Source organism: Streptococcus mitis B6, from assembly GCF_000027165.1.
GTDB classification, from domain to species: domain Bacteria; phylum Bacillota; class Bacilli; order Lactobacillales; family Streptococcaceae; genus Streptococcus; species Streptococcus mitis_AR.
Genome location: NC_013853.1, coordinates 427,912 through 451,046, shown reverse-complemented (window position 1 = coordinate 451,046; position 23,135 = coordinate 427,912). Strand labels below are relative to the sequence as shown.

Sequence of the window (23,135 nt, the reverse complement as noted above, 5' to 3'; positions counted from 1 at the left end):
AGAGTTGTTTTCAACTCTTACTATTATACTGGCTTTTCTAACTTTGTCAACACTTTTTTGAAACTTTTTTAATTAACTTTACAACAGCTTCAGTTCGAGCGGTGTGTGGAAACATATCGACCGACTGAATATAATGGATATCGTAGACTTCTACTAACCTCACCAAATCACGAGCCAAGGTCGAAACATTACAAGAAATATAAACCATTTTTTCTGGTACATAAGTAAGAATAGTGTCTAATAACTTATCATCCAGACCAGTACGTGGTGGGTCTACAATCAGAGCATCTGCTCGGTAGCCTTCTTTATACCAGCGAGGAATAATCTCTTCCGCTGTTCCAACTTCGTAATGTGTGTTGTCAAATCCCATTCTTTTAGCATTTCGCTTGGCATCTTCAATAGCTTCTGGAATAATATCCATACCTCTGAGTGTTTTTACTTTCTTTGCAAAGGCAAATCCAATCGTTCCAACTCCACAATAAGCGTCAATCAAATGGTCTTCTTTATTAACATCCAAGGCTTTTACCGCCTCATTATAAAGAACTTCTGTTTGTTCAGGATTTAGTTGATAGAAAGCTCGAGGAGATAGTGAAAATTCATAATCGAGTACACCTTCTTGAATACTCTCTTCTCCCCAGATAATCTCTGTCTTTTCACCATAAATCTCACTGGTTTTGGCTGTATTTGTATTCACAGCTACTGTCACAACTTCTGGAAAATCTTTAACTAAGTCTTTCACTAGTTGGGTTAAATTAAGCTGACGATTTGTAACAATAATAATCTGAACCTGTCCAGTCTTTCTTGCTCGTCGAACCATTATAGTTCTAACACCTAGAACTTTTCTCTCATCGGTGATTGGAATCTGGTGATAAGTAAGCAATTCTGCTAGGCGATTAGCAATCACTTGGGTTTCCTTATCTTGTACTAGGCAGTCTTTCAACTCTACCAAATAATGAGAGTTTTGTGCATACAGACCTGCCTTGACCTGATTTTTAAATTTTCGAGTCTGAAATTGTAACTTAGCACGGTAATACTTTGGTTCCTGCATTCCAATAGTTGGACGAATTTCATAGTTTTCATACCCTGCAGGGGCAAATTTTTTTAGCGCTTGATGAAGTAAGTCCGTCTTGAACTCTAGCTGCTTATCATAATGCAGGTGCATGATTTGGCAACCTCCACACTCATTGTAAATAGTACAAGCTGGCACAACACGGAATTTAGACTTCTTGTTGACCTTCAGTAATTTTGCCTCAACAAAGTTACGTTTAATAGAAGTAATCTGACAATAGATATCTTCTCCTTTGAGAGCACCGGGTACAAAGACTAAGGTTTTTTGATAAAAGCCGATTCCCTCACCATTAATTCCCATGCGCTTGATTTTTAATGGTATTTTTTGTTTCACTTTCAGATTCATACCCCTATCTTATCACATTTTGAGTTATAATAGAACTATGAAAATCACAAAACTTGAAAAGAAAAAAAGACTCTATCTGATGGAGCTTGATAATGGAGACAAATGCTATATTACTGAAGATACAATTGTTCGTTTTATGTTATCAAGAGATAAGGTTATAAGCCAAGAAGAATTGAAAAAGATTCAGGACTTTGCCCAATTTTCTTATGGTAAAAATCTGGCCCTCTACCACCTATCCTTTAAAGCTCGCACTGAAAAAGAAGTCAGAGAATATCTGAAAAAATACGATATTGATGAAAACATCGTTTCTCAAGTCATTATTAATCTTAAAGAAGATAAGTGGATTAATGATGGCCAGTACGCTTATGCTATCATCAATGCCAATCAACTTTCAGGAGACAAGGGACCTTATGTACTGACTCAGAAACTAACACAAAAGGGGATCTCAAAATCCACTATAGAAGAGATAGTGAAAGAATTTGATTTTTCGGAAGTTGCTCAACGTGTAGCTAATAAACTATTGAAAAAATATGAGGGAAAGCTTCCTGCTCGTGCTTTGCAGGATAAGATTATACAAAATCTGACCAACAAGGGGTTTTCCTATTCTGATGCTAAAAGTGCCTTTGACCAGTTGGATAGTCAAGTTGACCAAGAAACGACTCAGGAACTCATCTTCAAGGAACTTGACAAGCAATATGCTAAGTATGCTCGCAAATATGAAGGATACGAACTTAAACAGCGTTTAACCCAAGTTTTAGCACGAAAGGGCTACGATTTTTCGGATATAGCAAGCGCTCTCAGAGAATATCTTTAATATTTTCATGTAAAATTCACAGATTTTAGGTAATTTTATGGTACAATAGTAAACGATAAACTTATAAATTGTAGAAAGTTGGTTAGTTATGAAGCTTCCAAAAGAAGGCGACTTTATTACAATTCAAAGTTATAAGCATGATGGGAGTCTCCACCGAACCTGGCGGGACACCATGGTACTAAAAACAACAGAAAACGCCATTATTGGTGTCAACGATCATACACTGGTTACCGAAAGTGATGGTCGTCGTTGGGTCACTCGAGAACCGGCTATTGTTTACTTTCACAAGAAATATTGGTTTAATATCATTGCCATGATTCGTGATAACGGAATTTCCTACTATTGCAATATGGCTAGCCCCTACTATCTGGATGAAGAAGCACTGAAGTATATTGATTACGATTTGGATGTTAAAATTTTTACAGATGGGGAAAAACGTCTCTTGGACGTTGAGGAGTATGAGCGTCACAAACGCAAAATGAATTATTCTGATGACTTGGACTATATTTTAAAAGAACATGTCAAAATTCTTGTTGATTGGATTAACAATGGACGTGGTCCTTTCTCAGAAGCCTATGTAAACATTTGGTACAAGCGCTATGTAGAACTAAAGAATCGGTAAAGTTGTCAAAGGTCAGGAACAAAATCCTGACCTTGTTTTTTTGGTAGTGTAAAATAAATTGTGTAAACACAAAAAGGAATAAATCCATTATAGCAGAGTTACAACACCTTACTAGAAAGAGATTTATGCCGAATTCGTAAAATATATAAAACAAATAGATATACTGTTATTTTTTAATGTCTTTATTCCTTGTAAGTTTACAACAAACTTATATCGCTTAATACAAAAATACGGAGATGATTAGTATAAAAACACAGGTCAACTTCGTATAAAATAATTTATTTTTTGTATTTCCACCTAGCATCAATCATTTAGTACAACATTTTAAAAACAATATCTCGACCGAGAAAATGCTATTTAATCTACCAGCTCATTTAATCGTTTTTGAAAATATAAAGCAATACTTTTAGATTCAATAAACTCAAAATATTTTATGACATTGTTCATTTGTTTAATTCCAGATTCTTTAGATTCAGTCAGATATATTTTATATCCTTCTACAAATTTGAATGTAGATTTTTCAAAAACTTTTGTGTCATCTTTTAATAATTTTTTTAATTTCATTTCAAAGTAGTCTGCATATATTAGATGTGAATTTTCAAGGCAACAGAACCAAAAATTTAAACAAGCTGACACAACTAAATTTCTATTCTTGCCGATTTTTTCGTAATAATGTGTACGCTCTAGTATTTCTTTTCCGACCATGTAAATATAATCTATTTCAAAAAGATGATATAAATTACCAATCAGCGTTATCTCATAGGACTCCCATCGTTCCTTCTGGAATAAATAGTCATACACTAAATTTAGATCATCTCTACTAACTACATGATTACAATCTATCTGATTTAATAATCCCTGAACCATAATTGTATTTATTTTATGAGTTTTTTCCCCACTCTTCTCAAAAAGTTTTTGTTGCTCATTTTTTATTTCCTCCAATCCTTTAGTATTCAAACTATAAAAATTTGGAGATAAATTAACCAAAAAATCATCAAACTCCGATCTTTTATAATTTTCTAGGTAATTACAAAAATTCTCTATCGAAACATTGATATTTGATAATAATTCAAAAAACGTTGAAAGAGAAATTTCATTTTCTCCCCTTTCAAACCTAGAGAGTTGAGATTTTGATATAGAATCAGCTGCAGCATACTCTAAAGAATATCCGTTTAATTTTCTAAAATATCGAAAAGCTTCTCCGTAATTTTTCACACTTTCATTCCCTTAACTTTCTTTTCGAGCGATAAACATACCATATTCTTTAGGAATAATCAACATACCATTATTAAACTCACTTTCCAATCTTTTACGTATTATTTCCTCTTCCAGTGAACCTATTCCTGAAATTCCTTTAAACGATTGGATGTATTTAACCAGGTCATCTATACTAGTCACCTGTAACTCATCATCATAGAGTAATGTATCGACAGTGTTAAAATACCTACTCAGGTACCTTTTACCATTTTGTAAAGTAAACGTTTTATTTTCTAAATCTTGATTAACCTCATCTTTAAATAAATTTGCCAAATAATTTACAACTCCATTTTCGCCAAATGTAGCACAGTAAAAAATGCCTTCGGTTTTTAATACCCTATTCACCTCAGAGAGAGCTTTAGGAATATCATTCACATGATGTAGAAGCATATTAGCAATAACAATATCAAACGTTACATTCTCAAAAGAAATCTTTTGAATATCCATTATCTCATAGTTAACATTGTCTCTATTTCCAATTACTGACTTCGTTGTTTTTACCATATCTTTAGAAAAATCTGTAACAACCAACTGCTTCATTTTATCTATAGAATCACTATTACTTTTCCAAAGTTCTCCTGTACCACATCCCAATTCTAGAACCTTTACTTCATCAGTGATTTGGTAGTTAGAAAATATCCAATTATTGAATCCCAATTTATTTTTTGAATACTTCTTATGCAATTCTACTCGAATATCAAGATTATCATGACTTTTATATTGTTCAATTACTTTATCAATCATTTTAAATGACCTCCACTCTATAATTTGACATTATATCACAAGAATAAAGATAGTGTTAAATAAGTTGTATAAATGCAAAAAAGGAATATTCCGTTATAGCAGAGTTGTAACACATTTCTATAAAGAAATTTATTCCTACGACTCAGTTTGGCATGCTTAACTTCCTAACTCAAAAACAAAGCATCGATTAATTTATCCGTTCTTCTTTTGAAACAGATTTGAACTGATAATTGCTCGTTTTAATTTAAAAAGCTCGTTTGAGCAAAACTTCATTTTTTTAAGAGTCCAAGGCTTGTTGAAGACTCACAATCCTTGGACTAGAAATTCAAAGATTGGTCCAACAATTTCTGTCTATCGCTTTTCTACTAGCAAAAAACCTACCTTGAGGCAAGTTTTCATTTATATATCTAATTTTGTAACTGTAAATTTGATATGGGAATAGTCTTTTTCAACATCCTTATCCAGTAGAAACGCAGTAGCGTCCTTCTTAACTTGAACCAGGTCAATATTCTGGGCTTGGGCTGCATAGACACATCCACAATAACATTGACGGTAGATGTCATACTCTTCACACATCTCTACTGAACGTTTGTAGCCTTGATTTTTCTTGAAATCGCTGGGAAGATAGTGGGTTGTGTAAATTTTTTGCACATCGATTCCGATGCTGTTAATGGTTTGAGAATTCTTATGAGGACTGATGGTCAAGGCTGAGCCAAAGTAGTCAAAACCTAAATCCATAGCCACTTGCGCTGTCTTATCTAGTCGGTAGTCAAAGCAAACCTTACAACGGTCGCCACCTTCTGGCTCTTCTTCCATTCCTCTGACTAATTTACGGTATTCATTTGGTTCGTAGGGAGCTTCTAGGTACTGAACCGTATTTCCAGTTCGCTCATTGAAATCACTGACAAACTTTTTAGTCACATAGGCACGCTTATGGTATTCTGCCTTGGGATGGATATTAGAATTGGCAAAATAGATGGTCACATCTGCATACTTAGTCAAATATTCTAGTGTATAAGTACTGCAAGGGGCACAGCAAACATGCATGAGAATGGTTGGCCGTTGCTCATTTTTCTCCCATACTTGTACCATCTTCTGCATGACACGGTCATAATTAATCTTCTGATTGGGGTTCATCTTGCTCAGAATTTCTTCTACATCGATCATGTTCTTCTCCTTTTTCTAGTCTTATTTTATCATATAAGTTAGGAGAGCTCAAATCTATTTAGAAGTGAATAGCATAAAAAGGAGGGATAGGCATTCCCTCCTTTTATGTTTTTTATAAGTTGTTTTCTATAGAAAGCTTACATCATCCCACCCATCATGCTTGGATCCATTGCTGGAGCTGGGGCTACTGGTTCTGGTTTATTGGCTACAACTGCTTCCGTAGTCAAAATCAAGCTAGCTACAGAGGCTGCATTTTGTAGGGCTGAACGACTTACTTTAACTGGATCGATGATTCCTTGATCAATCATGTTAACCCATTCGCCAGTTGCTGCATTGAAGCCTGTACCAACTTCAGCATTTTTCAAACGATCGATAACAATAGAACCTTCGAATCCTGCATTGTGGGCAATTTGACGGACTGGTTCTTCCAAGGCACGGAGAACAATATTGCGACCTGTTGCTTCATCTCCTGTCAATTCCAAATTAGCCACGGTTGGAATGACATTGACAAGAGCTGTTCCACCACCTGCAACGATACCTTCTTCAACAGCTGCACGAGTAGCGTTGAGGGCATCTTCAATGCGGAGTTTCATTTCTTTCAACTCAGTTTCAGTTGCCGCTCCGACCTTGATGACTGCAACACCACCTGACAATTTTGCTAAGCGTTCTTGCAATTTTTCACGGTCAAATTCAGATGTTGTAGTTTCGATTTGTGACTTGATAACAGCAACACGATGAGAAATCGCTTCAGGATTTCCAGCACCTTCTACGATAACCGTGCTATCTTTGTCCACAGTTACTCTCGCTGCTTGACCAAGAGCTTCAATTGTCGCATCTTTCAACTCAAGACCTAGGTCTTCTGTGATAACTGTTCCGCCTGTCAAGATGGCAATGTCTTCGAGCATAGCTTTGCGACGATCGCCAAATCCAGGTGCCTTAACTGCTACTACGTTGAAGGTTCCACGAATCTTATTCAAAACAAGAGTTGGAAGAGCTTCGCCATCCACATCATCCGCAATAATCAAGAGTGGACGATTGCTTTGGAGAATGCTTTCTAGAAGTGGCAAGATTTCTTGGATATTTGAAATCTTCTTATCAGTAATTAAAATATATGGATTTTCAAGGTCAGCCACCATTTTTTCGCTATCTGTCACCATGTACTGTGAAAGGTAACCACGGTCAAACTGCATACCTTCTACAACTTCAAGCTCTGTTTCCATACCACGTGATTCTTCAATGGTGATGACTCCGTCTTTACCAACTTTTTCCATGGCTTCAGAGATGTACTCACCGACTTTTTCAGAACGAGAAGATACGGCAGCAACCTGAGCGATAGCTTCTTTGTTGGCAACAGGGATGGCATTATTTTTCAAGGCTTCTACTGCTGCGGCAACTGCTGCTTCAATCCCACGACGAATTCCGATTGGATTTGCGCCTGCTGTGACGTTCTTGATTCCTTCGCGGACGATTGCTTGGGTCAAAACAGTTGCAGTTGTAGTCCCGTCACCTGCGATATCATTTGTTTTTGAAGCTACTTCTGATACCAATTTGGCACCCATATTTTCAAAATGGTCTTCCAATTCGATTTCTTTAGCAATAGTCACACCGTCATTGGTAATCAATGGAGAACCAAATGATTTTTCAAGAACAACGTTACGACCTTTAGGTCCCAAGGTTACTTTAACGGTATCAGCTAGGATATCAACACCACGAACCATAGCCGAACGAGCATCAGATGAAAATTTAATTTCTTTTGACATACTTACTTTCTCCTTCTATTCTTCAATGATAGCCAAGATGTTAGCTTCGCCTACGATGATGTACTTTTCATCGCCATCTTTGACATCAAGACCTGCGTGAGCTTCAACTAAGACACGGTCTCCAGCTTTAACACTTGGAGCAACCAAGTCACCGTTCAAGGTACGAACACCTTGTCCAGTAGCCACAACTTGAGCTGTTTTGGTTTTTTCTTGGGCTGAACCTGCTAGGACAAAACCTCCAACAGTTTGTTCTTTTTCTTCGATTTTCAAGACCACACGGTCTCCTAATGGTTTCAACATCTGTTTTCCTCCATGATGAACTACATATTATTAGCACTCTTTATAGATGAGTGCTAATTTATAGTTCTATTGTATCACTTGGTCAGAAATAGTCAAGAAAAAAGTCTGACTTTGGCAAGATAAAAAGCCTGAGAGCAACTCAGACTTTTCAATGTTTAAAATGGCAATTCTTCCTCTTCCAAAACCAAATCTGCCAAATCCTGCCCTACATTATTTTCACGCATGGCACGTTGGGCACGACTTTCCAAGAGTTGGAATCCTGTAACAAGTACTTCGTTCACGTAGTTCATTTGACCATTTTTCTCAAAACGACGGGTACGCAATTCCCCATCAACGGAAATGAGACTACCTTTAGTTGCGTAGCTGGCCAATGTTTCTGCTAGTCTGCCCCATAGGACCATATTGACAAAATCTGCTTCGCGTTCCCCGTTTTGGTCTTTGTAACGACGGTTGACTGCAATAGTCGCGCGCGCTACTGACTTGTCATTGTTGGTTTTATGCAATTCTGGTGTAGACGTCAAACGCCCAATCATGATAAGTTAGACTTAAATACATATTATTAACAAAACACTGTTTTTGACAATAATACCCTGCCATTCCTCCTCCCTATTCTTCAAGTAAGCGTTTTTTTGAACAATAGGATTGAGATTTTGGTTTCTAATTGTTCAAAATGCGTGTTTTTGCAAAATAGAAATACAAGCTCTAATTTTGTTGACGTCAACAAAACTGGCAACCAAGCGCTTTATAAAGCTAATTGTTGACTTCAACAATCCAATTTCAGAGCAAACAAAAAAACCGCAAGCCTGAGCCTGCGGTAGAAAGAACAATTGAGGCTGGGCAAAAACTCGCTTCTAACTATTAAAAAAACGAGCATTTCCGTAGTTGGAGATGCTCGTTTTCTTATGTCATGGTTTATAATTAAAATAACAACAAAACAATTAGAAAGCCATGACAATGTATAAAGATTATAACACAAATCAGTTAAGTTTGGAAGTAAATCTTGCCTACGATATTCCATCAAATCACGAAGCAAGAATGATTAGCCTCTTTGTAGACAGTATCCCTAGTCAAGTTCTATTGGAAGAGACCTCTCACACTGGTCGCCCTGCCTTTCATCCAGCCATGCTCATGAAGATGACCCTGTTCGCTTACGCTCGTCAAGTGTTCTCTGGACGTAAAATCGTTCAAATGAACTCAGAAGTCATTCCCATGAAATGGTTGAGCCAAGATACCTATGTTAGCTATAAAACGATTAATAACTTCCGCTCCAGTAAACATGCCAACAACCTAATCAAAACTGCTTTTATTTACTTCACTTTACTCATGCGTGAGAATGGGATGATTGAGGATGATGCCTTGTTCATTGATGGAACAAAACTAGAAGCTGATGCCAACCTCTATTCTTTCACTTGGAAAAGAGCTATTGACAAATATGAAGCAGCCTTGAATGGGAAAATTTCCCAGCTCTATGACCAGCTGATTCAAGAAGGAGTAAATCTCGCCTTATCTAAAGAAGAACGGGAAACCAGTCAGGGTTTGGAGGAGCTACTAGAAAAAACGGAGGCTACCTTAGTTGAAATAGAACAAGCTATTGAAGAAGAGCCTAAAGTGATAAAGGGTGGGTCTGCCAATAGACAAAAACGCCGTCGGATAAAGAAAATCCGTAAGCAATTAAAGGATGATTTCCTTCCTCGTAAACAGCGATATGAAGAAGCTAGAAAAATTTTAGAAGACCGCAACTCTTTCTCAAAAACGGATCATGATGCCACCTTTATGCGAATGAAGGAAGACCATATGCAAAATGGGCAACTGAAACCTGGTTATAATGTCCAAGCGGCTACCAATGGTCAGTATGTCCTTGATTTTGATATCTTTCCAAATCCAACAGACACTCGCACTCTGAAACCTTTCCTCCAATCGATTCAAACCCTAGACTTATTCAACTATATCGTAGCAGATGCTGGTTATGGTAGCGAAGAAAATTATCGTTTTATCATTGATGAATTGGAAAAAATACCGCTTATTCCCTACACCATGTATCAGAAGGAATTGACTAAAAAGTACCAGACGAGCACAGATAATCCAATGAACTGGGAATATCTTGAGGACACGGACCAGTTTATAAAGCCCGACGGCGTAGTTTATTCTTTTAAGAACTACTCTAGTCGAACTGACAAGTATGGCTTTCAACGTGATTTCAAGATTTATGAGGCTGATAAAGTTCAAGACACTCCAGAGTTAGAACAGTTGGCTAAAACAGATAGTGGAAACCAGAAACAAATCCATTATAATCCAACTTGGAATTACTTTAAGGAACTCCTTAAGCAAACATTACATAGTGAAGAAGGCTCTCGAATCTATGCCAAACGGAAAATCGATGTTGAACCCGTTTTTGGTAGATTGAAGAGTGTTTTTGGCGTGCGCAGAGTGCATGTCAGAGGGAAACAAGCTGTCTCAACAGAAATAGGATTCATCTTTATGAGCATGAATCTCACCAAGTTGGCCAAGAATCTAGCCTCTAAAACATCCACTATTCAAAAACCACACAGTATTTCTTTCAGCTTGATTGGATTCAAGACTGGAATCACTGTGTGGTTTTATTTAGAAGCTAGTTTTTGCCCAGCCTCTTTATTTTTTTGAAATTTTAAATAAAAAAGGAGCATTTAAGCTCCCTCCTTTGAAATAACGGACACTTGGCTGGTCGGTGTATCCAGCATCTTAGATACCTTTTTCAAGGTGCGGCAGGAACCTTTCTGCCCTCAAGTGTCTTTTGATATCTCACAACTATTGTATCACATTTATTTAGTAGTAATCAAGCCTTCTGGCTCTACTGTGAACTCTGGCTTGTCTGCCATTGTTCCGTCTGGTTGGATGTAGTACCAGCCTTTCTTATCGGCTGACTGTACGAAAGCATTTGATACCATGTTGCCATTCTGACGGTCAAGATAGTACCAAGTATCTTTGTACTTAACCCAGCCAGTCTTCATGGCACCCTCTACGTCGAAATAGTACCACTTCTCAGCGATTTTCTTCCAGCCTGTGGCCATTTCGCCTGATTGATCAAACCAGTACCAATTGCCGTCTGAGTGCTTCTTCCAGCGGTCTGCAAGCATATAGCCTGAGCCGTCGAAGTAATACCAAGTGCCGTTGACTTTTTCAAACTTATCTTTTGGATAAGATCCGTCTTCTTTAACGTACCAGTAGCCAGTATCGTTTTTCTGCCAGCCTGTTTCAGCTCCTAGCCCGTTCTCAATATCTCGCTTAAATTGTTCACGGCTAACGCCCCATTTCGCAAGATAAGGATACGGGTCAATGTGGTCGCTACGGTTATCCGGCTGGTTATTTGTACAGTATTCATGCGTCTTGATACCTGCCAAGTCGTCTGTATCAAGAGTCTTCGGCAAGCCTGCTTCATCTGCTAGGTTTCGAAGCAATTCGATATAAAGGCGGTAGTCTTCCATGAACTCTTCTTTATTTGAATGACTTTCAATCAATTCAACTGCTGCATAAGTTTCAGCATTCCAACCGCCCCCAACGTCCCACATTCCCTTGTTTACAGGGCCTACTTGCATGACACGACCATTCCCAACAACATGAGAAAAGAACCCAAGTTCAGGGTCCTTTCTGTAGTGGTAGTCCGCCTCGTTCTGAGCGGTTGAGTTTCGGTTACCTGTTGAGTGGGCGTGAACCTGACGGAAAGGCTCAAACCCAACAATCGGCAAGTCCGTACGTAGTCTACTTGTATCAATATCCATTACTCTTGTCCTTTCCAAGCGTCGTTCATCTGCTTCACAGCAGACTCTACAAAAGTGTCTAAATCTTTGTCGGTCATGCTGATGTTGTATTTTGTAAGCTCAGCTCGGACTTTATCACGAGCTTGCTCCAGCTTTTCATCACCTTTAAATCCAGTCTCTTGAGCTACCTGCTCCACGGCATGAACTGCATTTTTAGCTAGGATTTCAGCGATTTTTACAGCTTTCTCTCCACCTTTGCGCAAAAGGTAGTCTTTCACTGCTTTTACGATACTGCCTGTTGCCACTGCTAAAAAGCCTGTCGCAAAAGCGATAATAAATTCATTAAATTGTGTCATATGTTTTTCCTTTCTAGCGCCTTACTGCGCCTAAACTTTCAACGGTTTTAGCGTCCCAGATGCCGAATTGATACATCACACGGATGACGTTTTTTTGATTATTCCATTTCCATGATGCAAGATTTCCTTGTTCTGATAATCTTGCGTTGGTCCAATCATAATCATCTGCTGATTTTATAGGATTCAATACTTTGATTCCATTACCCCAATAATCGAAATTCGCTTTTTTCCAAACTTCAAGATTTATCATAGCAAGCGAAGTTCTTAGGATAGCGTTTGGGAAATCCCAACCAGGAGCATTTGTATCCCACGGTTTGAATTTATCCTTACCTAAAATAACAGGGTTTCCTCCAACATCTAGACCGCATCCGTTATCAAACCAAGCGATTGGAGGGGTGCTATTTAAGTCGATAGTATAAGCCATCGGCGCACGTCTTGGTGCAGGTTTCACAAGAGCCAGTTGCTCTTGCAAGACCTTGTTTTGCTTGACCAATTCTTCAACTTGATGCTTCAAAATTTGGTATTCTGATTTCCCTTCGATGTAATCTTTCGCTTCAAGATCTGCTTTACTTGTGTAATCCGTTTCGAATCGTTTCACATCACGCCCAACTGTTTGGGCGAATTCCTCAAAATTGCTCATAGTCATCATGCTTTCGCTGCGTTATAGGTTGCGACCAGGTCAAGGTTTGCAAACTCGTCAATACGACGGCCGAGATCAGCCAATTTTTGAACGACTGCGCCCTCAGTATCGCCACTCATACCTGCGATCATTGTAGCAATCTCTTTCAGTGTGTCAAGATTTTCAGGAACACCGTCACCTAAAATCTCAGCCTTAACTGCTGTTTTTGCCTGCTCAATAGCTTGCATTAAAGTAGCGTTGTCAATCTTTGTATTGATCAACTGCATCATTGCCTTGTTATCCGCTCCTAATGCAGAAGCGAATGCAATTAATTTACTTGTATCCATGTTTTACACCTTTCCTAAATTATAGTACATGAGCAGATCTGGAATTTCCTGACATGCTCCACCTTCGCTTGCAGTTTTCCCTGCAAGCTGCTTTTTAACTTCTTTTTCGATGTCTAACTCCTTCAAAGTGTAGACTTCTTCCGTAACCAATTCCTTGTCTGAGTCTTCAATTTCAATATAAGTATCTCTATCGCTTGGGAAGATATACCCTCCAACCGAGATTTCCACCCGGTATTTTCCGCTTGGTAGAATACTATCTAAATTAAAATTGACAGAATGGCTAGTGACGGGAGCAGTTGTCTTCCACCTGCGTAGTCCTTTTGTTAGAGTAACAACCGCTTCTTGCCCCTCAAACGAGGTCATGACACGGTAATTTTCATCTAACAATTCAAATCCAAAAGTAGAAGACAAATCCCCTTGCTTAATAAGGTCGCCACCATCAATTCGAGCCAAATTGGTTGTATTCACTCTGTGGTTGTTACAACCCATTCTGAACCTCTTTCTTAGCTTTTGCTTTGAATCAACGTTTTCAACTCTCTCACATCTTCACCTAGCGATTTAACTTGTTCCGCAAGAACTAAGATAGCCTTGTTTTGTTCATCGTGGTTATCTAGTCGTTTGTTTGCAGATCTTTTAAATTCGTTCAGATTCTCGATGTCCTTCTCTAAAACCGTGAGACGGTTCTCTTGTTTGGTAGCTCGGTCTTTCATCGAGAAATAAAGGCCAATAACAGGAATCAAAGAGAGGAAAATCTGTACAATTAAACGTTCAAATTCTGCCATAGTCACCTCCATTATTGGTTAGGTGTAACTGTTGTAGCAGAAGGCTCTGTTGCTGTAGGAGTTACGGTAGCTGTTGTAGAAACTGCAGCTGTTGGTGCGACAGTTGTAGGCTTATTTTGTTCTTTAGGCTCGTACTTCCATGCTGCGCCATATCCATCACGTTCAAGACGTCCATTACGAATAAAGTCGCTTGCAGGCTCTCCATTATAAGTAAATTCACGGTTAAGTTGTACTAGAACCCTCTTACCTTCACCATCCAACTCAACGTGCTCTGGGTCTTCGATGGTAATCAAATCACCTGGCATATAGTGTTTACCTACTTCAGCTGATTGAATTAAATCAACTAAAACTTTATAAGCTGTTCCGTACTGAAGCAATTTTTCTGTTATCAACGTTAAAACTAATGCGTAGCTAACTTTGCCGTAGTGGTCGCTTTCAGTCTTGTTCTGCTTAACTTCTTGATCTGTAGCCGTCTGTTTCGCTTCAGTCTGAGCTAATTTCTGTTCAGCCTGCTCCAATTTAGCTTGTGTTTCTTGCAGTTTAGCTTGCGCTTGCACAATCGCACTTGTTGGGTCTAACTCAGTTCGTAGAATCTCTTTGACTGCTTCAATGAGTGTTTCATCCGTATCACCCAAACGGTCACCCTCTAACTCACGAGTGAAAAAAGTCAACGGCTTGTCACATTGAATAGAGACTTCCGTCTTGCCAACTCTAAAAAATTTATTTACTAATACAAATTCCATGTTTTATACTTCCTTCTTTTTATAAATTGTAATATCTTTCTCTATATTTGTTCCACCACCAAACCAACGAGTCTTAATCCATTCTTGATCTGCAGATGATTGAAATCTCATTTTGAATGTACGACTGTATTTTGTAATATTAACTTGATTAATTTGATATGGTTCAAATATAATTTTCCTGCCGTCCACATTAATTAAAAATTGATTCGTTTCTTGGCTCACAAATCTCCAAAATTCATCATTTTTAAACCCAGAAACCACGTATCCACGATACGCAACTGGAATTCCGACCAATACGGATCCTGAAGCTATCTCTGCCGCTATATGAATGACACCAATTTCTTGAAATAATGCTTTCTGCCACACTAATTTACTTCCAACATATCGCTTTACAATCTCATGCCCTCCGACATAGATTCCTTCTCTTGTAGCCATAGCATCACCTACTCATACACATCATAGATTGTGTTGGGTTCTTTGGTTCGGACTGCTTCATATTGCGCTTTAGACCCATACCAATACTTCATTTGCTGGTTTCCGTTTTGGTTAATCAGCTTGTGGGCTACAGTTTCAGACGGTAAGCTAGGGATGTTCAAGGCCAATCTATTGACTCGTAGAACACCCGAGCTATCGACTGTAAGCGTTGAGTTATCCGGTCTGACAACTCCGTTTGAACCAGCTGTTGCTGTTGTGGGAGTTGGACTCACTCCGTTTTTAAAAGTCTGCACAGACACTTTTTTCAACCCACGTCCATCATGAATCATGATGTTGTCCGAGTTATTGACCTGATTAGCCTGTGGCAAATCAGTTACTTTCCGTGTCTGTGTACTAATTACTGCCATATTATACCTCCATTCTATATTTCCAATCGGCGACAATTACACGACCATTTTCATCCGCAAGTAGGGTATGTTCTGTACCATCTTCTGTACGAATCGGAGCAGTGAAGTCGTTCTGTAAGAACATATACTCGATAGCATTTAGTCTATCTTCGTGCTCCTGGAACTCACGCTTCAAAGCCTCTACAGACTCATAGCTTGCTTGTCTGATGTTATCTACGTCACCAAGCCCAACCTGTTGCTTAGTGACATTATGCGGATTGTTGTGATTAGTAGCGTGAGCATTGAACTCCTGCTTACTAGCCTGTTCCACATTCGTCACATTTTCCAAACCTACCTGCGCCTTTGTGACGCTATGAGGGTTATTATGATTGTCTAAGTGATGTTGAAAATCAGACTTACTGGCTTGCTCAACATTCGTAACATTCCCTAGTCCCACTTGTTGCTTAGTGACACCGTGTGGGTTATTTTTGTTTTGGATGTGAGCAGTAAGGTCTGCTTGATTCGCTTTATTTGTTGTTTGGTTGCCGATAATCGCTTCAAGGCCGTCGATGTCTGCAACCTTGTGCCTGTGGCTTGAATCGGCTTTCCCATTCCAGCGTGTCCGCTCTTGGTCAGAAACGTGACGGGCAGTGTCTCCAATATGATTATCGATATTGGTTTGTAGCTTTCTTTCTGTCTCCTTCAGTTCAGGAACAGTCGCATAGACCAAGTCAGTCGCATTGTATTGAATGGTAATCTGACTATTCTTGCTGATAGTTGTATTGAAATCGTAATCTCGATACACATATGCAGATGTTTTGGGAGGAATCACATCCCCCTGTTCTGCCCAAGTGTACATGTACATGAACTCTTCATGATTCCCACATTTTGCAAACACACCGATTTCATTGACAATCATTTCACGCTCAATCCGTGAATTATCTAACCGAGCTGTAAGACGAATCGTATCCGAAATATCAGTAGATAAAGACTGCGTAACTTGCAAAGAATGAACTATTTGAGCTACATCATTCTTCTTGCCTCCGTCTGTCTGATGTCGGCCACTACCCAAAGCAATACGAGTAAAGACCAATGGTTCTTGATTTTGAATTGCTAGGGCCGTTTCGCTGATTGCTTTATCAGTCACAATAGGCTGGATAAAATATCCCATTTATTTTCTCCTATTCAAATCGAACTGAACGAATGTCTCTGAATGTGTGAGCGCCAACATAAATTGCGTTCATCATTGGCGCTTCAACTGAGAATTGGATTCCTAAGTGAGCAGGAATCAATTCACGCACATACTTTAAAAAACGGTTCAAATATCCAGTCGGCAGTTCTCCTAAAAATCGGATATGTACCGCTGAACCCTTGACCGTTACTAAGTTATTGACATTCGTAAAGCTCTTTGTAATTTTTTGTAAACTCACTGAGTTGATTTTAATTTTGGAAGAAATTAAAGTGATTAGATACCGCCTTCGTTCTTCCAAATCAATTGTTTTCGGTTTTACCTGAAGGGCCTTTTCCCAACGGGTAATCCAGTCTTCCGTCGCTTCTGGCAACAACATCAACCGTCTGGTATCAAAGATTAAGTCTGTAATCAATTCCAGCTCTGGAATCTCAGTTTCAAACAAATCGTTGATGGTTGGATCTAAGACCTCTGGCAAAGCCGATAACATACGATATCTAACTTGTGACATTAATGGTTACCTCCGCTAGCTTCGGAAGCATGTTGGTAGAAAGCTCAATACTTTGTTCCCTGTCATTCAACAAAATACGGTCCACATCTCGAACCCCATTAATTCTGTCAATGATTGTGGCAACTTTATAGTTTCGAACCTCTTTCTCTTCAAATGCTTCTTCACGTAAGTATTTAATGAGTTGAACTTTCGCCTCATTCTTGATTGTTTCAATATCTACATCTTCATCAATCTTAATCGTTGCGGTAATACGCACGTCGTAGCCACTTACAGACTGCACAGTCACATAAGCACCAATCGGAGCTACGCCTAAACCGTGGCCACTTGGTTCAGGGTCTAAGTAATTCTTGAACTTATTTACAAGTTCCGAACTAGCTTCGTTACCGTCAGCATCCGTAATAGATACACGTACTGTATTTTCACCCTTCCAAAGTGGCTCTACCAAGGCCGAACCAACACCAACGAACTCACTGGCCCATTTCTTGTATTGGGCAATGTTCCCGTTTAAGGTCGGTGTTTTCAGATACTCAATGGTCCGTTTACGGAGTTGTTTATCCGTCTCTTCGTCTTCGCCTACGACGATAACGGAGCCGATTTCTGCTCCTTTAAAATCGCTCAATACATCAATGTTGATGAGTTGACCTCTTACATAGTTGGGAGCATTTCCGACTTGTTCAGCTACTACGCTATACTCGAATCCAGAGCGACGTTCCAAGACACGGAAATTGTACTCACTATTAACCACGCTGAAACGGGTTCCGAGTGGGATTTCCTGTTTGAATTGAACCAATCGAACTGATGCCGTAGCTGGCAATCGTTCAACTCCGAATTGCCTACACAAACGAGTTAGGAAGATTCCTGTACTCGTATCTAAAAAGTTGATTTCCTCATACGATTTTAAGACCGTATACTGAATGGCAACTTCTCGAGCTGCAGGCGCAACTAAATTGTACAAGACAGATCCTTGTCTTTTGTCATACTTATCATCAAACAAGGCCAGCATATCCTCTAAAATTTCTGGATATGTTTTTACCTTTATCATCGTTTCACCTCCAAATCCATTTCAAATGTTCCAAAATCACTATCAACCATGAACTGCACATAAAACTCATCTTTCTTTACCTTGGTAGAAAAAGAATGAGCCTCATGAATCCTGTCATCTTCATACAAGGCTTCTTTTATGCGCCGTGCGATATCCATTTGGGCATAGTCCATATCCCCACCAAATAAAGCATCTAACTCTACACCGTACCGATGGTCATAAATCGTATAGATGAACCGTTCAGTTGTCAGCATGCGTCTGATTGATTGCTTCAGAGCATGAATGCCATCTGTTTCTAGCAAGATATTGGTTTCATCTAGTGTTAAGCTAGGTTGTTTCTTAGCTTCTACAACATTTTTAGCGATGTTTAAAAAGTTTGTTTTAGGAGTACTCATTCATCAGACCCCCCTTTCACTTTGCGCTTGTAGTGGAAAATTTTCTTGTACAAGACATAATAAAACCCTCCACCATCTTGCCTGATGAGATGAAGGGTTTGCCCAACGTATTCAGGATCCAATGTTTCATCGGTCCATGTGACAGCAAGCATAGAATCATCTAAAATCAACTCATTGGTCAATTGGATTTTGAGGGGAGAAACCGATAAAACTACACCAGTTGTTATCTTGGCAAACTGACGATTTTCAATGAAATTACTGATTAGTTTCTTTAGATTTTCTATTACTTCCATCTACTCACTTCCTGCCATAAATAATTTAATTTCCATCGTGTGCTTTTCATCGCTAAAAGAATGAGTTGCCTCTTCAATGACATACCACCCTTTCTTCTCAATATCCTTAACATCCACATAGACTGCATGACCTGCTAAAAAGTCAATACTTCCAATATCAGCTTTCAGACTGAACGTTTCTTTGGGACGGTTTTTCATCTTCAAGAGCATTTCGCCCCATTGCTTAATTTGCCCCTCAGTTGCTTTCTCATCCACTTTTTTCATGTACTGGAGTTTTCCCCAAGCGCCGATATTGTAGCTGTCCTGATAGATGTAGACCTCTCTCTTTTTGGTTTCTTTATTCTCTTGTATCAAGCGGACAATATTAGCACTATCCTCAATCGAACCTTCAAACTCAAAGCTAGACATAAAGGATTCATTTCCGATAATATACTGGATTGGTAAGTTTTTCGGAGTTGTTAGTGTCAACTCTCCGAACTTGTCATACAAAACCAGCAATTCTCCACTTTGCACCAAGGTCTCGTCCATGGCTTCTTGGATAATATCCAGAGCCTTCTTATCTTCCTTCAACTGAGGGGATAAGGTCACGGCTGGGGCTTTTAGTTCCCCAATCTTCAAGTCAAAATCTCCTGCGATTGCCGAGACGATTTGATTGACGTTTTTATCCCTGGCAACAAAATTGATATTTCGTAGCAAATACTTTATCTGGTCATGGAAGGTCAAGGTTGTTTTGGTGTCTTTTTCGTACTTGATTTTCGTCAAATAACCAAAGAATACCTCTTTATCATCTAGCTTGAAAGCGAGTGGAGAACCATATTCAAAGGCTATTTTTGTAGAGTTGTACAAGCTAATCTCCACACTCCAAGCCGACCCTTTTCTAGTTGTCTTGAACTCAACTTTTTCAGACACAGTTGCCAAATCCCATGTATCTCCAGTTTTATTGTTCTGATAGAATAATTGCATCATGGTATCACAAACTCCTGTCCAGGATAAATCCAATGAGGGTCTTTGATTTTGTCTTTGTTGGCTTCGTAAATTTCAGTATATCGGCTACCGTCTCCGTAAAAGGTCTGAGCAATCCCCCACAGTGTATCACCGCTCACAACCGTATGGCTTTTTTGAGCAGGCTTCTCTGTTGTGGGACTACGTTCTTCAGTAGCTTTTGCTTGAGGTTTCTTTTTCATAGCCTCAAGCGCTTGCTTATCTTTGATGGTGACCTTCCGTGGTTTGTGAGAACGATATTGTAAGAACTTAATCTTATAAATTAGGTCATTTTCATACCCTGTCTTGGTAGAGACATCGAACTGTTCCACTAGAAATTTACCGTTAATAGCAGAACCAAAAGCACCCCCAATCATTAATTGAATAGGAGTGCCTTCAGTCTTAAATTTACGAATTGAAGAGACAAAGGATTCTGGAGAGACACGGCTATTCCGTTGGTAGTTTCCATCGTATCTTCCACTAGGAATAAAGGATTCAAACTCAATCGATTGAAGCTCTGGATTTCCGACAAGCGGAACGTTACCAGTATCGATGATAGCGACTGTTTCGATTCCTTGTTTGTCCTCCAGTTTGATTTCTTCTGGATTCACTGGCAATTTAATGCCTTCAATAAATATAAACATCTGCTACCTCCTTCCTAGTAAGCCATAAGACCGTCAGCGCCGTTATTCAAAGCGTCTACAATCGTTGCATTCAAATCATCCAATACGTTAGCATACTGGCCAGCGTTGTTAATAGAGTCAATGTTGGTGACAATCTCTGGTTTCAAGGTAATAAAGTTCTGTTGCCACTTCATTGTCGCAACGTCCTTAATTAACTTGATGTATTCATCGTCCAGTTTGATTTCATCTTTAATCTTGCCAACTTCATCTAATTTACCACCAGTAGGGTTGTGCCCACCGCCACCGCCGCCTTGTCCTCCATCGCCTTGTCCAGGGGCTGAGTTTGCTGGGCTGAGTTCATAAGGTGTAGTGCCTTGGTCACCCAAGAAATTGTTTCCTGCGCCATTGCTATCGCCAGCTCCTTTGAAGAAACCACCGACAGCCTTATCGATCCCTTGACCGAATTTATAACCGTTATTAAAGGCCTCACCGACGCTACCAAATTCAAGATAGCCCAGTTGTGGAGTGTCAAGGTGTGGAGTTTCTAAACTAGCTTTGTATTGTTTAAGACCATCTGCCAAATGCAGACCTTCAAAGGTTTTCTTGACAGGTTTTTCCATGCTATCAATGGCGTTCGCAATATCACCGGCAAAGTTCGTCCGACCAAGAGAAACCGTTCCAACAGCGCTTAGATTTAGACCGAACCCATTTAAGAAGCCAATCATTTTATTAAAGCCACCAAGAACAGAGTTAATCATGCCCTCGACTGCACCGATAACACTATTGACCATGCTATCTACAAATCCTGCAATAGCGACAGCCATATCACGGCCACCTTGAGCTATATCATACCAAGCGCTTTGAACTTGGAAAGACATCTCGTTCCATAAGTTAACAGCACCGGTAACAAACCAGTCTATAAAGTCTAAAATACCTATCAAAATAGTTAAGATAGCCTGATAGAGAAACATCCAGAATGCTATTGAAGTATTGACAAGGAAGAATACTCCTTGCAATATCATATTAATTACCCCAATAGCTACATTGACGATGCCAATAAGTATATTCCAAATTATCATGCCAAGGGCAAATATCGCTCCCATGATGATTCCTGTAGCTGATACGGCTGCACCAGTAAGATTGTTAAACCATGCGACCAAGGCATAGAAGAGACCGATAAGGATAATGACTGCCATGACAATCAACATGATTGGGTTCATTGCCATCACTGCATTAAACCCAGCCATTGCTGTTTTAGCCACGTTGGTAGCGATACTAAATAGTTTAGTGGCGATTTCCGCTGCGTTCATTGCGACTATATAAGTTCCTATAGCAATTGCTACAGCAATAATAATCGGTTGAATGACAGACCAGTTATCGATGACAAATTGAGCAATAGGGGCTAACATATTCAAAACAGCCCCAATCATATCCATAGCAAAGATAACCGCTTGAACGACATATTGAAGCACCGTGGCTACAATCTGGGCAAATTGTTGGAAGGCGGACGAATTCACTATCTGATTAATCTTAATCGATATTGGCTCAAGCGCCTTGGTCACAAAGTTCAGGAAGTTCTGCCATGCCCTGCCCCATGTCATTGGCATGTTGCGGAATTGTTGATCAATCGCATCACTTGCTTCCAGCATGGCAGTTTTGACAATATCAGCCGTAATCTTCCCTTCTGCCCCAAGTTTTTTAACCTCACCACGGCTAACGCCTAGCTTATTGGCGATAGCTTGGATTAAGGCTGGTGAAGTCTCGGCTAGAGAACGCAACTCATCACCCTGCAACTTACCACTAGCCATAGCCTGAGTAAGCTGAAGCATGGCGCTTTTTTGTTCTTCAATACTTGCGCCACCGACTACAAAGGATTTGTTCATGGTTTCCAAAAAAGCAATTGTTTCGCCGTTGTTTTGGAAAACATCGCCAGCTTGCATCCGCATCTTAGCGACACCGTTTGCCATGGTTGTATAGGCCGAGCCTGTACGTTGTGCGGATGTATAGATAGACTTTTGTAGTTCCTCTGTCGTCTGCATTCCATCTCGAATCATATCTAAACGAGCGTGCATATTGGCATACTCGTCTGACATGCCTATAGCTTGTTTGGTAATTACACCGACTGCAATACCAGCTAAAGCGGTCTTCAACAAGCCTTTCAAAGATACTAACCTACTTAGTTTGTTAGAAGCATTATTAGAGGCATTCCCTAAATCTCTTAGAGCCAGTTCTTCTTTTTTGAGCCCTGCAGCTGCTAGAGTTGCACTGCTGACAAACCTACCGTTGACATCAACGACTCGCCCAGCTTTATTGACAAAATATTGACCAGAATCACCAGCTTTTTTCATAGCGGACTCTTGAGCCTTCATAGCTTTATCTATGCCAGAGCCTGCATTTTTGACACGCTCCATAGTCGCATAGATTTTATTTAAAGTGCCTGTGACTCTATCGGTCAAAGACATGGTTGTTTGTATATTTGCCAATAGAATCACCTCACTTCTTCATTGCTTTTTTACGTTGTTTCGCCTCTTCATGCATGACTGCAGCGAAAAAGGCTTTTTCTTCTACATCCATATTCACAAATTCACTAGGGCGAATGTAATAGTTTACGAGGGCGAAGT

General features: G+C 39.5%; 27 protein-coding genes. 3 read left to right on the top strand and 24 right to left on the bottom strand.

Annotation, left to right across the window (positions count from 1 at the left end; all coding sequences use genetic code 11):
* Positions 1-46: 46 nt before the first annotated feature.
* Complete coding sequence (rlmD, locus tag SMI_RS02490) at positions 47-1,414, bottom strand: 23S rRNA (uracil(1939)-C(5))-methyltransferase RlmD (RefSeq protein WP_001050279.1); 1,368 nt, start codon at positions 1,412-1,414, stop codon at positions 47-49.
* A 37-nt stretch (positions 1,415-1,451) separates the two neighbouring features.
* Between rlmD and recX the strand changes: the two genes are divergently transcribed.
* Both recX and SMI_RS02480 read left to right on the top strand, forming a co-directional pair.
* Positions 1,452-2,228, top strand: coding sequence for a recombination regulator RecX (recX, locus tag SMI_RS02485; RefSeq protein ID WP_000705110.1), 777 nt, complete (start codon positions 1,452-1,454; stop codon positions 2,226-2,228).
* Positions 2,229-2,316: 88 nt separating this feature from the next.
* Positions 2,317-2,850 (top strand): DUF402 domain-containing protein, encoded by a 534-nt coding sequence (locus SMI_RS02480; RefSeq protein ID WP_000775316.1) that lies wholly within the window; start codon positions 2,317-2,319, stop codon positions 2,848-2,850.
* A 357-nt stretch (positions 2,851-3,207) separates the two neighbouring features.
* On the opposite strand, the gene SMI_RS02475 is transcribed toward SMI_RS02480, so the two are convergent.
* The 6 genes from SMI_RS02475 to SMI_RS02450 form a co-directional block, all read right to left on the bottom strand.
* A complete protein-coding gene (locus SMI_RS02475) occupies positions 3,208-4,065 on the bottom strand; it encodes an Rgg/GadR/MutR family transcriptional regulator (protein WP_000800707.1) in 858 nt (285 codons plus the stop codon).
* A 12-nt stretch (positions 4,066-4,077) separates the two neighbouring features.
* Complete coding sequence (locus SMI_RS02470; protein WP_000566050.1) at positions 4,078-4,851, bottom strand: class I SAM-dependent methyltransferase; 774 nt, start codon at positions 4,849-4,851, stop codon at positions 4,078-4,080.
* Positions 4,852-5,250: 399 nt separating this feature from the next.
* Complete coding sequence (locus tag SMI_RS02465) at positions 5,251-6,018, bottom strand: epoxyqueuosine reductase QueH (protein ID WP_000567572.1); 768 nt, start codon at positions 6,016-6,018, stop codon at positions 5,251-5,253.
* 137 nt (positions 6,019-6,155) lie between these two features.
* Positions 6,156-7,778 (bottom strand): chaperonin GroEL, encoded by a 1,623-nt coding sequence (gene groL / locus SMI_RS02460; protein WP_000031562.1) that lies wholly within the window; start codon positions 7,776-7,778, stop codon positions 6,156-6,158.
* Between the two features lie 15 nt (positions 7,779-7,793).
* Positions 7,794-8,078, bottom strand: a complete 285-nt coding sequence (gene groES / locus SMI_RS02455) for a co-chaperone GroES (RefSeq protein ID WP_000917323.1) — start codon at positions 8,076-8,078, stop codon at positions 7,794-7,796.
* A gap of 155 nt (positions 8,079-8,233) precedes the next feature.
* Positions 8,234-8,611, bottom strand: coding sequence for a single-stranded DNA-binding protein (locus tag SMI_RS02450; protein ID WP_000580360.1), 378 nt, complete (start codon positions 8,609-8,611; stop codon positions 8,234-8,236).
* A 421-nt stretch (positions 8,612-9,032) separates the two neighbouring features.
* Here SMI_RS02450 and SMI_RS02445 point away from each other — a divergent pair, with 421 nt between their 5' ends.
* Positions 9,033-10,718 carry an IS1182-like element ISSmi2 family transposase gene (locus tag SMI_RS02445; protein ID WP_000276229.1) on the top strand — a complete coding sequence of 562 codons (1,686 nt, stop codon included), beginning with the start codon at positions 9,033-9,035 and terminating at the stop codon, positions 10,716-10,718.
* 158 nt (positions 10,719-10,876) lie between these two features.
* On the opposite strand, the gene SMI_RS02440 is transcribed toward SMI_RS02445, so the two are convergent.
* The 17 genes from SMI_RS02440 to SMI_RS02360 are packed head-to-tail and all read right to left on the bottom strand — an operon-like array spanning position 10,877 to position 22,997.
* Entirely contained in the window at positions 10,877-11,833 is a 957-nt protein-coding gene (locus tag SMI_RS02440; RefSeq protein WP_000350519.1) for an N-acetylmuramoyl-L-alanine amidase family protein, read from the bottom strand.
* On the bottom strand, positions 11,833-12,168 hold the full coding sequence (locus SMI_RS02435; RefSeq protein ID WP_000191484.1) for a phage holin: 336 nt from the start codon (positions 12,166-12,168) through the stop codon (positions 11,833-11,835). The genes SMI_RS02440 and SMI_RS02435 overlap by 1 nt, the downstream gene beginning before the upstream one ends.
* Before the next feature lie 13 nt (positions 12,169-12,181).
* Positions 12,182-12,814 (bottom strand): hypothetical protein, encoded by a 633-nt coding sequence (locus SMI_RS02430; RefSeq protein ID WP_000178822.1) that lies wholly within the window; start codon positions 12,812-12,814, stop codon positions 12,182-12,184.
* Positions 12,814-13,077 carry a hypothetical protein gene (locus SMI_RS02425; RefSeq protein ID WP_231840214.1) on the bottom strand — a complete coding sequence of 88 codons (264 nt, stop codon included), beginning with the start codon at positions 13,075-13,077 and terminating at the stop codon, positions 12,814-12,816. Before SMI_RS02425 ends, SMI_RS02430 begins: the two co-directional genes overlap by 1 nt.
* 60 nt (positions 13,078-13,137) lie before the next feature.
* A complete protein-coding gene (locus tag SMI_RS02420; protein WP_231840213.1) occupies positions 13,138-13,602 on the bottom strand; it encodes a hypothetical protein in 465 nt (154 codons plus the stop codon).
* Between the two features lie 35 nt (positions 13,603-13,637).
* A complete protein-coding gene (locus SMI_RS02415) occupies positions 13,638-13,916 on the bottom strand; it encodes a DUF7365 family protein (RefSeq protein WP_000807223.1) in 279 nt (92 codons plus the stop codon).
* 11 nt (positions 13,917-13,927) lie between these two features.
* Positions 13,928-14,659 carry a hypothetical protein gene (locus tag SMI_RS02410; protein WP_000397492.1) on the bottom strand — a complete coding sequence of 244 codons (732 nt, stop codon included), beginning with the start codon at positions 14,657-14,659 and terminating at the stop codon, positions 13,928-13,930.
* 3 nt (positions 14,660-14,662) lie between these two features.
* The gene (locus tag SMI_RS02405; RefSeq protein ID WP_000235460.1) at positions 14,663-15,094 is read right to left on the bottom strand and encodes a hypothetical protein; all 432 of its coding nucleotides are present in this window, start codon (positions 15,092-15,094) and stop codon (positions 14,663-14,665) included.
* 8 nt (positions 15,095-15,102) lie between these two features.
* Positions 15,103-15,501 carry a phage upper tail fiber protein gene (locus SMI_RS02400; RefSeq protein WP_000268494.1) on the bottom strand — a complete coding sequence of 133 codons (399 nt, stop codon included), beginning with the start codon at positions 15,499-15,501 and terminating at the stop codon, positions 15,103-15,105.
* Between the two features lies 1 nt (position 15,502).
* Positions 15,503-16,651 (bottom strand): tail fiber protein, encoded by a 1,149-nt coding sequence (locus SMI_RS02395; RefSeq protein ID WP_012972458.1) that lies wholly within the window; start codon positions 16,649-16,651, stop codon positions 15,503-15,505.
* 10 nt (positions 16,652-16,661) lie between these two features.
* On the bottom strand, positions 16,662-17,180 hold the full coding sequence (locus SMI_RS02390) for a DUF2313 domain-containing protein (protein WP_000084596.1): 519 nt from the start codon (positions 17,178-17,180) through the stop codon (positions 16,662-16,664).
* Positions 17,167-18,222, bottom strand: a complete 1,056-nt coding sequence (locus SMI_RS02385) for a baseplate J/gp47 family protein (protein WP_000598577.1) — start codon at positions 18,220-18,222, stop codon at positions 17,167-17,169. The genes SMI_RS02390 and SMI_RS02385 overlap by 14 nt, the downstream gene beginning before the upstream one ends.
* Entirely contained in the window at positions 18,219-18,617 is a 399-nt protein-coding gene (locus SMI_RS02380) for a DUF2634 domain-containing protein (RefSeq protein WP_000106741.1), read from the bottom strand. Before SMI_RS02380 ends, SMI_RS02385 begins: the two co-directional genes overlap by 4 nt.
* Positions 18,614-18,910, bottom strand: coding sequence for a DUF2577 family protein (locus tag SMI_RS02375; RefSeq protein ID WP_000451988.1), 297 nt, complete (start codon positions 18,908-18,910; stop codon positions 18,614-18,616). The genes SMI_RS02380 and SMI_RS02375 overlap by 4 nt, the downstream gene beginning before the upstream one ends.
* Entirely contained in the window at positions 18,911-19,876 is a 966-nt protein-coding gene (locus SMI_RS02370) for an XkdQ/YqbQ family protein (RefSeq protein WP_000983379.1), read from the bottom strand. It lies immediately after the preceding gene.
* Positions 19,873-20,535: a LysM peptidoglycan-binding domain-containing protein gene (locus SMI_RS02365; protein WP_000469518.1), complete on the bottom strand. Its 663-nt coding sequence runs from the start codon at positions 20,533-20,535 to the stop codon at positions 19,873-19,875. The genes SMI_RS02370 and SMI_RS02365 overlap by 4 nt, the downstream gene beginning before the upstream one ends.
* 14 nt (positions 20,536-20,549) lie before the next feature.
* Positions 20,550-22,997, bottom strand: a complete 2,448-nt coding sequence (locus SMI_RS02360; protein ID WP_164925509.1) for a tape measure protein — start codon at positions 22,995-22,997, stop codon at positions 20,550-20,552.
* Positions 22,998-23,135: the final 138 nt, after the last annotated feature.

What these genes read in the sequence shown, in the direction of transcription:
- SMI_RS02440 (WP_000350519.1), bottom strand. Translation starts at nt 11,833, where the DNA reads ATGGATATTGATACAAGTAGACTACGTACGGACTTGCCGATTGTTGGG.
- SMI_RS02480 (WP_000775316.1), top strand. Translation starts at nt 2,317, where the DNA reads ATGAAGCTTCCAAAAGAAGGCGACTTTATTACAATTCAAAGTTATAAG.
- SMI_RS02425 (WP_231840214.1), bottom strand. Translation starts at nt 13,077, where the DNA reads ATGATGCAGTTGATCAATACAAAGATTGACAACGCTACTTTAATGCAA.
- SMI_RS02405 (WP_000235460.1), bottom strand. Translation starts at nt 15,094, where the DNA reads ATGGCTACAAGAGAAGGAATCTATGTCGGAGGGCATGAGATTGTAAAG.
- SMI_RS02400 (WP_000268494.1), bottom strand. Translation starts at nt 15,501, where the DNA reads ATGGCAGTAATTAGTACACAGACACGGAAAGTAACTGATTTGCCACAG.
- SMI_RS02410 (WP_000397492.1), bottom strand. Translation starts at nt 14,659, where the DNA reads ATGGAATTTGTATTAGTAAATAAATTTTTTAGAGTTGGCAAGACGGAA.
- SMI_RS02430 (WP_000178822.1), bottom strand. Translation starts at nt 12,814, where the DNA reads ATGACTATGAGCAATTTTGAGGAATTCGCCCAAACAGTTGGGCGTGAT.
- SMI_RS02465 (WP_000567572.1), bottom strand. Translation starts at nt 6,018, where the DNA reads ATGATCGATGTAGAAGAAATTCTGAGCAAGATGAACCCCAATCAGAAG.
- SMI_RS02415 (WP_000807223.1), bottom strand. Translation starts at nt 13,916, where the DNA reads ATGGCAGAATTTGAACGTTTAATTGTACAGATTTTCCTCTCTTTGATT.
- SMI_RS02395 (WP_012972458.1), bottom strand. Translation starts at nt 16,651, where the DNA reads ATGGGATATTTTATCCAGCCTATTGTGACTGATAAAGCAATCAGCGAA.
- SMI_RS02435 (WP_000191484.1), bottom strand. Translation starts at nt 12,168, where the DNA reads ATGACACAATTTAATGAATTTATTATCGCTTTTGCGACAGGCTTTTTA.
- SMI_RS02450 (WP_000580360.1), bottom strand. Translation starts at nt 8,611, where the DNA reads ATGATTGGGCGTTTGACGTCTACACCAGAATTGCATAAAACCAACAAT.
- SMI_RS02470 (WP_000566050.1), bottom strand. Translation starts at nt 4,851, where the DNA reads ATGATTGATAAAGTAATTGAACAATATAAAAGTCATGATAATCTTGAT.
- groL (WP_000031562.1), bottom strand. Translation starts at nt 7,778, where the DNA reads ATGTCAAAAGAAATTAAATTTTCATCTGATGCTCGTTCGGCTATGGTT.
- groES (WP_000917323.1), bottom strand. Translation starts at nt 8,078, where the DNA reads ATGTTGAAACCATTAGGAGACCGTGTGGTCTTGAAAATCGAAGAAAAA.
- SMI_RS02390 (WP_000084596.1), bottom strand. Translation starts at nt 17,180, where the DNA reads ATGTCACAAGTTAGATATCGTATGTTATCGGCTTTGCCAGAGGTCTTA.
- recX (WP_000705110.1), top strand. Translation starts at nt 1,452, where the DNA reads ATGAAAATCACAAAACTTGAAAAGAAAAAAAGACTCTATCTGATGGAG.
- SMI_RS02370 (WP_000983379.1), bottom strand. Translation starts at nt 19,876, where the DNA reads ATGATGCAATTATTCTATCAGAACAATAAAACTGGAGATACATGGGAT.
- rlmD (WP_001050279.1), bottom strand. Translation starts at nt 1,414, where the DNA reads ATGAATCTGAAAGTGAAACAAAAAATACCATTAAAAATCAAGCGCATG.
- SMI_RS02375 (WP_000451988.1), bottom strand. Translation starts at nt 18,910, where the DNA reads ATGGAAGTAATAGAAAATCTAAAGAAACTAATCAGTAATTTCATTGAA.
- SMI_RS02380 (WP_000106741.1), bottom strand. Translation starts at nt 18,617, where the DNA reads ATGAGTACTCCTAAAACAAACTTTTTAAACATCGCTAAAAATGTTGTA.
- SMI_RS02365 (WP_000469518.1), bottom strand. Translation starts at nt 20,535, where the DNA reads ATGTTTATATTTATTGAAGGCATTAAATTGCCAGTGAATCCAGAAGAA.
- SMI_RS02445 (WP_000276229.1), top strand. Translation starts at nt 9,033, where the DNA reads ATGTATAAAGATTATAACACAAATCAGTTAAGTTTGGAAGTAAATCTT.
- SMI_RS02385 (WP_000598577.1), bottom strand. Translation starts at nt 18,222, where the DNA reads ATGATAAAGGTAAAAACATATCCAGAAATTTTAGAGGATATGCTGGCC.